Origin of the sequence: Paenibacillus sp. 4624, assembly GCF_050435065.1 — a bacterium.
GTDB lineage: Bacteria > Bacillota > Bacilli > Paenibacillales > Paenibacillaceae > Paenibacillus > Paenibacillus amylolyticus_D.
In genome coordinates, this window is sequence record NZ_JBNDJR010000003.1 from 233,062 (window position 1) to 245,339 (window position 12,278).

Here is a 12,278-nt window from a genome sequence, read left to right on the forward strand (position 1 = left end):
TCTGATTGGGGTGTCGTATGTCTATATTTAAGAAACAAGAATTGTATTGGGAGAGCCGATTCAAAGAAGATGATGTTCTTGTTCATTTGCCTTATTGCAAGATCAATTCCAAACACACATACGATATAAACCAACAAAATTACATTAATAAACCATTATCAGACGGAGTATCTACTAAAATCAAATCTATTTCAAGAAACATCCCAATGGCCATGTACACGATATTATTATCCGGAGTTCAGTGTCTTTTATATAAATACACCAATGAAACCCAAATAATTATGGGCATGAGAGCGATGGAAGAGAAGAACAGTGACCTGACGCTCTCAAATAAGGTTCTCCTCTTAAAAAATAATATCGATCATACGATGTCTTTCAAGTCTATATTTAATCAAATGAAGGTCAGTTTCAGTGAGGCTGTTCAACATCAACGAATCTCTTTCAGAAAAATGGTTGAACGTTTAAGCATTGAGTACGATTCGAATCACGTACCTATGATCCATACATTGGTTTCATTAGGGAAAGCTCAAACGGTTTCTGATGACAATAACGTAAGAGCAGCCACGATATTTCAGTTTGATCTGGAGAACGAGACTATTCAATTAAAATTAACCTATGACGCAGAGCGTTATGATCGAGATTATATGGTTCAAGCTGCAGAGCATCTCGATCAATTGTTCGCTATTCTATTGAACCAACCCGATCTGGAGTTAAGTCGCGTCGAACTGTTGTCAGTTTCCGAAAGGAACAAACTGTTGTTCGATTATAACGATACAAAAGTGGCTTATCCACAGCATAAGTTAATGCATCAATTATTTGAAGAACAGGTGGAGCGGACGCCGGATCACCCTGCAGTCGTATTTGAGGGCAGTGTATTAACCTACAAAGATTTAAATCAACAGTCCAATCAATTGGCTCGCACACTTCAAGCAAAGGGATTGCAGACAGGGCAATTCGTTGGAATCATGGCAGAACGATCGCTGGAAATGATTGTGGGATTATTGGGTGTTCTGAAAGCTGGGGGGGCATACGTTCCCATTGATCCAGAATATCCGGCAGATCGTATCCAGTTTATCCTTGAGGACTCAAATGCGGCTTGGTTGCTGCATCACAGTCACATCCAAATACCTGAATCATATGAGGGTACGACTGTCTTTCTCGAAGATGATGCCCACTGCAGTAACAGTCATTTAAATCTGGAGTATTCGGCCAGTGATAGTGACCTAGCATATATGATCTACACGTCAGGGACAACGGGCAACCCCAAAGGTGTCATGATTGAACACGCCAGCATTGTGAATTCCTTGCAATGGAAATCGGACTTTTATCATTTTAGCGGAAACGACAGGGTGTTAATGCTGAATCCCTTTGTGTTTGATTCGTTCATTACTCACTTTTTTGGCCCGATTATCTCTGGATCAACCGTGTACGTATTGAACGGGCAGCAGTGTAAAGATGCGGTGGCCATCAATTCGATGATCAAAACACAGGCAATTACGCATATTCAAAGCCCGCCGAGTTTCTTGATGACTCTTTTGGAACAAACGCAAGCTGCGGATTGGGCTTCGATGAAAAATGTAGTCGCAGCGGGAGAGAAAATTGTGCCTTCTTTAATACATCGATTGAAACATATCAATCCACGGATCGAAGTATGTAACGAGTATGGCCCGACTGAAAATAGTGTGGTATCTACTGTTCTTCCGATTAACTCGACGGAGCAATATATCTCGATTGGAAAGCCAATTGCGAACAATAGAGTCTACATTTTAAGTGAACACCGTGAATTGCAGCCTGTTGGAGTGCAGGGAGAATTATGTGTAGCGGGAGCGGGGATCGCCAGAGGTTACTTGAATCGCCCTGACCTGACGGCAGAGAAGTTTGTCGATGATCCGTTTGTAGCTGGAGCGAAGATGTACAAGACGGGTGACTTTGCAAGATGGCTGCCCGATGGAAATATTGAATATATCGGAAGAATGGACCATCAAGAGAAAATTCGTGGATACCGGATTGAACTTGGTGAAGTGGAGGGTGCCCTTTTAAATATAACCCGGATTCAAGAGGCTATCGTGATCGCTATTGAAGATGAAGCGGGAACAAAGCAATTATGTGGCTATTTCGTAGGAGCAGAAGTAATGACCATTGCGGAGCTACGGGAAGAGTTAGCTTGGCATTTGCCAAGCTACATGATTCCATCCTATTTTGTACAGCTGGATCAGATGCCGCTTACGTCCAATGGAAAGGTGGATCGCAAAGCACTGCCTTCTCCCAAAGAACATATGCTGAAGGGAATGCAATACGAAGCGCCGCGTACCATCATGGAACAACAGCTGGTATCTATCTGGGAAAGTGTGCTGGGGGTACAAAACATTGGACTCCGGGATAATTTTTTCGAGCTGGGCGGCGATTCGATTAAATCCATTCAAGTTTCGTCGAGGTTATATCAGGCCGGTTATCAGGTACAGATGGAACATCTGTTTAAGAACCCAACCATTGCAAGCCTGATTCCGCATGTTCAGCCCGTGAGCACAACATCAGAGCAGGGAACCGTTACGGGCAAAGTGTCACTGACGCCTATCCAACATTGGTTTTTTGAGCAGTACAAGGTGGATCCCCATCACTATAATCAGTCCATTATGCTATATCGGCAAGAAGGTTTTCACGAGACCCCCCTTCGCCACGTGTTCGATAAAATGATTGAGCATCATGATGCACTACGCATGGAGTATCATTACAAAGAACAAGGTTATGAGCCGTGGAATCAAGGGCTGGACTCACAAAAATCATTCTATACGTTTGAAATGATGGATTTCACGTCGTTAGCAGATCCATCTCATCAAATCGCGAAGAAAGCCAATGAACTGCAACGGTTGTTCAGCTTGGAGCGCGGCCCTTTGATGAGGTTGTGTTTATTTCGATGCGCAGACGGCGATCATCTATTGATTGTGATCCATCATTTGGTGATCGATGGGGTTTCATGGCGAATTCTGATTGAAGACATATCAAAGAGCTATGAACAATTCATGCTTGAAAAACCGATGCAGCTACCACAGAAAACGGCATCGTTTCAATTATGGGCGGAGCAGCTGCAGTTGTATGCGGACAGCGAAGTTATGAAACAGGAATTGGACTACTGGAGAGAAATGGAACAAGCCTCCTTTACGCCATTACCGACCGATTTCAGAACGAACGATGCCCTGGAAAAAGACAGCGAAGAACTAACGCTGGAATGGACGGCAGCGGAAACAGTACAGCTATTGAAACATGCAAATCGTGCGTATAATACGGAGATTGCCGATCTCTTGCTTACTGCATTAGGTATGTCGATTTATCAATGGACGGGCAGTGATCAAGTTCTTGTGAATCTAGAGGGACATGGCAGAGAATCTATTATTCCGGATCTTGATATTACAAGAACGGTCGGATGGTTTACAAGCCAATACCCCGTTGTGCTTAACATGAAAGAACATTCCAATATATCTCTGCTTATTAGAACAAACAAAGAGGTCCTTCGCAATATCCCTAAAAAAGGGATTGGATACGGGATTTTAAGATATTTAAGTATACACCGGAAAGAGACTCCATTTACCTTGAATCCTGAAATTAGCTTCAACTATTTGGGACAATTCGATCAGGACCTTCAACATAGCGGGATGCAAATGTCACCTTATTCAGACGGAGCTACAGCAAGCGAGAATCATAGAAGAAATGTTCTTATTGATGTAAATGCTTTGATTATGGAAGGAAAGTTGTCATTGTCCTTGAAGTACAGCCGCACACAGTATCACAAAGAAACGATGGAACGAGTGGCGGCCTATTTCAAAAATCATATGCAACAATTAATAAAACACTGCTTGAGCAAAGAGAAGCCGGAATTGACACCAAGTGATCTATCTTTGAAAGGCATGACCATTGAAGAGTTGGAAGGTCTGGTTCGCGAAGCTGAACTCATGGGTGAAGTTGAAGACATATATGCGCTGTCTCCGATGCAAAATGGAATGTTATTTCATGATTTACTTCATTCGAATTCGGAAGCTTATGTGCTTCAAACGACGCTGGATCTTCATGGGTTGTTAGACGTGAAAGCATTTGCGAAAAGTTTGGATCAACTGATCGAGCGGAATTCGATTCTCAGAACGAATTTTCATAGCCGATGGAAACACGGTCCCCTACAAGTGGTTTACCGTCATAAACCAAATGGGATTCTATATGAAGATTTGCGAGAAATGAAGGAAGAAGATCGTGACGCATACGTGGCAGCTTATATTCGAAAAGATAAAAATAAAGGTTTTGATTTGTCCAAGGATGTGTTGATGCGGATATCGATTTTGCAGACGGATGATCAAACCTATCGTTTCATTTGGAATTATCATCATATTTTAATGGATGGCTGGTGTCTTTCTCTTGTGATCCAGGAGCTGTTCGATGGTTATTTTGCAATCCTGGAACGACGGCAAAGTGAACAACAAACAGCTGCGCCTTACAAACACTATATTGAATGGCTAGATAAACAGGATCGTAAAGCATCACTGAAATACTGGAGTGACTACTTGGAAGGCTATGAGGAGCAGACCGCTTTGCCAAAAGAGCATAACCTTCGAAAAAGCAGCGAATATCAATCCGAAAATCTAATTTGCCCACTAAGTCAGGAATTAACTGAACGCATCACACAGGTTGCAAGTCAGAATCAGGTAACGCTGAACACGCTGATGCAGACGGCTTGGGGAATGTTGCTGCAGAAATACAACAACAGTGCGGATGTCGTATTTGGGAGTGTGGTATCAGGCAGACCCGCAGGGATTGCTGGTGTTGAACGTATGATCGGCCTATTCATTAATACGATCCCTGTGCGAATTCAAACGCAAGGAAACGAAACATTCGCGGCAATGATGAAACGGATTCAGGAGCAAGCTGTCGCTTCGCATCCGCATGAAACGTATCCATTATACGAGATTCAAGCGGAAACCAAGCAAAAGCAAAATTTGATTGATCACATTCTCGTGTTTGAGAATTATCCGGTACAAGGCATTACTGAACAGTTTGGGGATCAAGAGCAGACAGTTCTTCGCATTACGAATGTAGAAGCAGATGAACAAACCAATTATGATTTTAACCTGATTATCAAACCGGGCAAAGAAATGAAATGTATGTTCTACTACAATGCCAATGTCTATGATCGCGCAAGCATAGAACGGATCCAAGGGCACTTGATTCAACTGTTAGAGCAGGTCGCCCTGAATCCATATGTCCCCATCGATGATATAGACCTGATGACAGCACAGGAGAAAGTGCAGATATTGGAATCTTTTAATGACACGAAGGCCACATACCCTATGGACAAAACGATTCATGGACTGTTTGAAGAACAGGTAGAACGAACTCCTGAACACGTCGCGGTTGTGTTCGAAGGTCAACAGCTTACCTATCATGAACTGAACAGAAAAGCCAATCAATTGGCAAGAGCACTGCATGCTAAAGGGATTCAACAAGATCAGTTAATTGGAATTATCGCTGAACGATCGTTAGACATGGTCGTGGGAATGCTTGCGATTTTGAAAGCTGGCGGTGCGTATGTACCGATTGATCCGGAATATCCAGAGGAACGTGTGAATTACATGCTTGAAGATTCGGATGTACATGTATTGTTGCTGCAGCGGCATGTACAGGAACGTATCTCTTTTACAGGAGAAAGCATCTGCCTCGACGATTTAGATGTTTACCATGAAGATGATTCCAACTTGGGAGTAAACGTGTACCGAACAGGGCTGGCCTACGTAATCTATACTTCGGGAACAACAGGGAGACCCAAAGGCACATGCATTGAACATAAAAATGTGGTTCGATTGTTATTTAACAGTCAAAATAGATTTGATTTTAAATCATCAGATACATGGACGCTGTTCCACTCTTTTTGCTTTGATTTCTCCGTATGGGAAATGTACGGTGCCTTGCTCTATGGAGGCAAACTGGTTATCGTCCCCCAAATGACAGCTAGAAGTCCGCAGCAATTTTTACAATTGTTAAGAGATGAGCAAGTAACCATTTTGAATCAAACGCCAACGTATTTCTACCATCTCCTTCAGGAGGAGTTAACAAGTCAAGAAGAAAGGCTGAATGTAAGAAAAGTGATTTTTGGAGGGGAAGCTCTCAATCCGGCTTTATTAAAAAACTGGAGAGAGAAATATCCATCTATTCAGTTAATCAATATGTATGGCATAACGGAAACCACCGTTCATGTGACCTATAAGGAAATTACTGAAATTGAGATACAGGCTGGAAAAAGCAACATTGGTAAACCGATCCCGACACTGCAGACCTATATATTGAACACGCATCAACAGCTGCAGCCGATTGGTGCTCCGGGAGAGTTATATGTCGCAGGAGAGGGACTGGCCAGGGGATATCTGAATCGCCCTGAGTTGACAGCAGAGAAATTCGTAGAACATGCCTCGATCACTGAAGGAAAGATGTACCGAACTGGAGATGCAGCCAGATGGCTGGAAGATGGAAATATTGAATATTTGGGACGGATCGATCAGCAGGTGAAAATTCGGGGTTATCGAATTGAACTGGGAGAAGTGGAGACCGCTATTTTAAAAATAGAAACGATCCAAGAAGCGGTTGTAATCGCCCATGAACAGGAGGACGGATCCAAGCAATTATGTGCTTATTGGAAAGGTAGCAGTGCATTGTCAGCCAAGGAGATTAGATCAGCATTAGCTCATGAAATCCCGGATTACATGATCCCGTCTTATTTTGTTCATGTAGATCATATTCCGTTAACTTCCAATGGTAAGGTTGACCGGAAGGCATTACCTTTACCCCAAAAACATGTAGATCAGATAGCCGAATATGAGGCACCGCAGAGCCCAGTAGAACAAGCAATTATCTCCGCCTGGGAAGCCGTGCTTGGTGTTCAGAGAATCAGCAGATCAGATCATTTCTTTGAGCTCGGGGGAGATTCAATCAAATGTATTCAAGTGGCGTCACGATTGCTTCAGTCAGGCTATAAAGTGGAAATGAAGCATTTTTTCACCTATCCGGTCGTATCCCAATTAAGTGAACACGTCACCTCTGTGAACACTTCTTATGATCAAGGGGAAGTGACAGGGGAAGTCAGACTGACACCCGTTCAGCGCTGGTTCTTTGATCAAAACATGGTGGACGCACATCATTACAACCAGGAAATGATGTTCTTCCGCAAAGATGGGTTCGATATCGGCTTCATTCACAGCATCATGAACAAAATCGTCAAGCAGCATGATGCCCTTCGCATCGTTTATCGTCAAGTACCAGAGGGCGGATATCAAGCGTGGAACCGTGGAACTGAAGAAGAGGGATTATACAGTTTGCATATCTTCGATCTGAAGAATGAAACTGATCCGGCACCCTTGATTGAAATGAAAGCAAAAGAAATCCAGAGCAGCTTGGATCTGTCTCACGGTCCATTGATAAAACTCGGCTTGTTTCAATGCGCTGAAGGGGATCATTTGCTCTTTGCCATTCATCATCTGGTGATTGATGGGGTATCATGGCGTATTTTGTATGAAGATATTCAAACGGGGTATGATCAGTTCCTCAGAGGGGAAGAAATCTGCCTGCCTCCAAAAACGACGTCGTTTAAACAATGGGCAGAAGAGTTATCCGCCTTTGCTGTTCAGCCTGTGATGAAGCAGGAATATGCTTACTGGTGTTCTGTGGATCAAGTCGAGCGAACTCCGTTGCCTAAAGATATGGATTGTAAAGAAAGCATTGGAAAAGACAGCGAAACGATTACCTTGCATTGGACGGCAGAGGAAACGGAGCAGTTATTAAAACAGACCCATCGTGCGTACAATACGGAGATTAATGACATTTTGCTAACGGCTTTGGGAATGGCGGTTCATGATTGGACAGGCATGGATAAAGTGGTCGTGAACCTGGAAGGGCACGGCAGGGAGGATATTGTTCCAGAGCTGGATATTACACGTACCGTGGGATGGTTTACGAGCATGTATCCAGTCATGATTACGATGGAAACGGGAGCTGACATATCCAAAAGAATCAAGTCTGTCAAGGAAAGACTGCGCCAGGTCCCGAGTAAAGGGATCGGTTACGGGATCTTAAGGTACTTGTCAGCATGGATTGAAGAAGACCAATTAGAGCAAAATCCCGAAATCAGTTTTAATTATATGGGTCAAATAAACCAGGATTCGGACCAGGCTGGTATTCAATTTTCGACCTATTCCAGTGGACCTTCCGTTAGTGAAAATAACAAGAGACCGTTTGTGCTTAATATCAACAGTATCGTTGTAGAAGGGGAGTTGTCACTGTCCATCAATTATAGTCAGAAACAATATCAACGAGAAACGATGGAGCAGCTGGCCTATTCTTATAAGGAAAACCTTCGTAAAGTAATCGAGCATTGCATCACTAAAGAACAAAGGGAGCTTACCCCAAGTGATCTTTCACTTAAGGGATTGACGATAGAGCAATGGAATCAAATGGTTGAGTATACCCGAAGTATCGGTCAAATTGAGAATGTGTATCCACTTACCCCTTTGCAAAAGGAAATGCTGTACGAAAGTGAGCGGAATCCCGTTTCGGGTGCGTACTTTGTACAAATCTTGTTTGATATGGCCGGAGATTTGGATATTGCCTCTTTTGCACAAAGCCTGGATCAAATCATGCAAAAACATGCGATATTAAGAACTAATTTTTACACTGGAATGCTGGACATTCCCCTTCAAATTGTTTATCAAGAGAAGAAATTTGAATTTAAAGTTGAGGATATAACAGGCATAAGCGAATCGCAGCGTAAAACGTATATCGAGCAACACATCAAGCAGGATCAGGCTAGAGGATTCGACTTGCAAAAAGATTCGTTAATACGGATGTCTGTTATACGAACAGCCCCAGAAAATTATCATGTCATTTGGAGTTTTCATCATATTTTGATGGATGGCTGGTGTATGTCTCTGATCAGCAAAGAGATTTTCGAAAATTATTTTGCGATTCGGGAAAATCGAAAACCTGAAATGAGCCTGTTAACACCCTATAGTGAATTCATCGAATGGTTGGAGCAGCAGGACAATGAAGGAGCGATAACCTACTGGAGTCGGTACCTAGAAGGTTATGAGGGACAAACCAGATTACCTGGAGGGAAAACTAAACCGCAGCATGAAAGACAGGATTCCAGAACGCTAAACTGTCATTTGGATGAGGCACTGGTTCAGAGAATGAAACAAATCGCGGAGCAACAACAGGTGACGGTGCATACATTTATGCAAACCGCGTGGGGCGTATTACTGCAGCAATATAATGAAAGTAAAGATGTCGTATTTGGCAGTGTTGTATCGGGCAGACCACCAGTTATTCCTGGGATTGAAAGCATGATTGGACTATTTATTAATGCCATTCCTGTTCGTATTCGGGCTGAGGGCGAAGAATCCTTTATCACACTGATGAAAAGGACCCAAGTACAAGCTGTGGATTCACATGCGTATGATACGTACTCGTTATATGATATTCAAAATTTGACTAAGCAAAAACAAGCCTTGATTAGCCATGTGGTCGTGTATCAAAATTTTCCGGTACAGGATCGACTGGAGGATTTGGGCAAAATAGGTGAAATGCCGCTTGAAATCTCGAATGTTGGGGGAACGGAACACAATAGTTTCGATTTTACTTTAATTATTAAACCCCATGAGCAAATGAAAATCATATTAATGTACAATGCTAAGCTATATGACATCGCTACGGTTGAACAAATTCAAAAACACTTTGTTTCTATCATTCAACAAGTGGTGACGAACCCTGAGGTTCATATCGACGATCTTGACTTGATTACATCGGAAAGTTATTAATTTATGTAACAACCCAAACAACTGTTTTCAGTGATTAACAGCTGTTTGGGCTGTTCTTTCTGTTGATATGTTTACCGGGTTTTTAACAATGGCTTCCCTTCTGACCGATATATAATGAGTACGATTACATGCGAAGATAAGGAAGGAGAGATCACATGGATATCGCAGCAATGTCAATGGCAATGAGTCAAGCTTCGATGGCACAGGCGGCAAGTCTAAAAGTCATGTCGATGACCAAAGATATGGCAGAGCAGCAGGGTCAGCAGATGAACGAGTTGTTAAAGTCAACGCCGGCTCCCCACCCCAATCTGGGCAGAAGTCTGGATATTTCGGGTTAAGCTAGTTCCGACGGCATTTTAAGTTTATTATGCTTTACAAAACATGCAGCAAGCAAAACGCGAAGCAGCTTCAATTCATTGGAATTGAGCTGCTTCGTGTTTGTTTTGCGCTATTCAATTTTATTTCGTGTTTGTTAATATGCAAGTTTTCAGTATAGATATTATGATATTAGATTGATCTTGGTAAGTCCGGTGCAACGCTCTCAAAAGGTAGCGTATCCTTCAATGTCCATAGCTCATCATAACTGGAAATTTGCACATCTGCTCTGGACAGATTCTGATTGCCCGATCCCGGATTATGATAGCCGACGCAACGCATGCCTGCACTTTTGGCAGCTTGAACTCCGTTGCGTGAATCCTCAATAACGAGGCAGTTTACGGGTGAAATACCGATCCGTTCAGCAGCTGCGAGGAAAATATCCGGTGCAGGCTTACCATGTTCAACCTCTTCTCCAGTCATGCGAACTTCAAAGTATGACCCTAATCCCGTTTTCTCCATAATTAGATCAATAAGTGCCCGGGGGGATGAAGAGGCAACGGCAATAGGGATTTGCTGTTCATGCAACCATTGAATCCACCGTTCTACCCCAGGCAAAGCAACTAGTTCGGCATGAGCTAACATCTGTTCCATGACATGCTGCTGATGATACGCAAGAATCTCTTCCAGCGGCGCCTTAACCTGATATTTGTCGATGACTTGTTGCCACATGGATTCTAGCGTGACACCGACAAAAGAATGATGTTCTTCCACCGTCACAGCTGCCCCAAAATGATCAAATGAACTCCGTTCTATCTCAAAATAAATCGGCTCACTATCAATGAGAACGCCATCCATATCAAAGATGACCCCTTGAATTGAAACGTGACGATGTTCATCCTCTATTTGATTCCTGTCCGGATGTCCAGCCACCTGATCTGCTGTCATGCTGCATTCCTCCTCTGAATGAAGTCCCATATGTTTTAGTGTAACCGCTTTTTGTTCAGCATTCCAGCAAGCTGCGAAAAACGAATTAATTGGATTGCAGCACAACCTTGATGGCGTGAGATGAGGCCTGTAGGGTGCGTCCCTGTATATCACATCCAAGTGTGCGGAACGCTTCTTCATAATCTTCCAGCGGAAAGGAATGGGTTATAATTTTTTTGGCAGGAATTATCTGTTGTTCGATCATATAATGTGCGGTGGCAAACGTTCCAAGGGAGTCAATAGAGCCGATAATTTTCAGGCTGCGATCCACAACTTCCTTCGGGTTAAAGGACGTATTCCCATCCCGTAAGCCAACCAGCATCAAATAGCCGCCACTGGCGAGCTGTGACAGTACTTGAGTGCCTACAACACCAGTGGTATCCACAATCATATCGACTTGTCCGGTTGCAGGGGCAATGTCTGCGATCGCTTGCTCAAAGGAAGCATGAACTTGCCAGCGGTCTGGTGCAATGGAGCCTGCGATCGCTAAACGTTCTTCCGAGATGTCGACAAGACTTCCTGTTACGCCTTTGGAAGCGAGTGCGTAGCTGTACAGGATGCCAATGGGTCCGGCACCAAGAATAATCGTTCTGAAATTCGGCAACAAATGAATCTGGTTAATGCCTGTCAGCATGCAGCTTAGTGGCTCGGTTAATGTTGCTTCTTCATAGCTTACATGATCTTTTAATTTGTATAAAAAGCGATCTTCTGTGACGTAATAATCTGTGAACGTACCGTCTGCACTTACTCCCGTTTCCGTCACGGATTTGTGAGTACAGTGGTTCTGTCTGCCTGTTCTGCACATCTCGCATTGACCGCAGTAATACGTAGGATCGATTACGACACGATCTCCTGGTTGCAGTGTCGTGACGGCGGAGCCGACAGCAATCACTTCACCTGCGGATTCATGTCCAAGAATGACGGAAGGAATCGCATGATATTTTCCGCTAACAATGCCTAAATCTGTTCCGCAGACCCCGGTTGCCCGTATACGTACAAGCACCTGATTATCTCTGGTAATTTCGGGAACAGGTCGTTCCTCAAGAGCGACATCCCATGCGGATTTATATACTAATGCAAGCATGATAGAACCTCCTTAAATTTTTAGAAACTACATAAATTCAGTCCATATGT

Annotated in this window: 4 protein-coding genes; 2 read left to right on the forward strand and 2 right to left on the reverse strand. The window is 43.3% G+C overall.

Annotation, left to right across the window (positions count from 1 at the left end; all coding sequences use genetic code 11):
- Positions 1-17: 17 nt before the first annotated feature.
- Together ABIE27_RS08730 and ABIE27_RS08735 are read left to right on the forward strand one after the other, a co-directional pair.
- The gene (locus ABIE27_RS08730) at positions 18-9,842 is read left to right on the forward strand and encodes an amino acid adenylation domain-containing protein (RefSeq protein ID WP_429350341.1); all 9,825 of its coding nucleotides are present in this window, start codon (positions 18-20) and stop codon (positions 9,840-9,842) included.
- Positions 9,843-9,997: 155 nt separating this feature from the next.
- Positions 9,998-10,180: a YjfB family protein gene (locus ABIE27_RS08735; RefSeq protein WP_123065783.1), complete on the forward strand. Its 183-nt coding sequence runs from the start codon at positions 9,998-10,000 to the stop codon at positions 10,178-10,180.
- Between the two features lie 169 nt (positions 10,181-10,349).
- Here ABIE27_RS08735 and ABIE27_RS08740 read toward each other — a convergent pair whose 3' ends face one another.
- Together ABIE27_RS08740 and ABIE27_RS08745 are read right to left on the reverse strand one after the other, a co-directional pair.
- Positions 10,350-11,105 carry an HAD family hydrolase gene (locus ABIE27_RS08740; protein ID WP_123065782.1) on the reverse strand — a complete coding sequence of 252 codons (756 nt, stop codon included), beginning with the start codon at positions 11,103-11,105 and terminating at the stop codon, positions 10,350-10,352.
- Between the two features lie 85 nt (positions 11,106-11,190).
- Positions 11,191-12,228 carry a zinc-dependent alcohol dehydrogenase gene (locus ABIE27_RS08745; protein WP_123065781.1) on the reverse strand — a complete coding sequence of 346 codons (1,038 nt, stop codon included), beginning with the start codon at positions 12,226-12,228 and terminating at the stop codon, positions 11,191-11,193.
- Positions 12,229-12,278 lie beyond the last annotated feature (50 nt).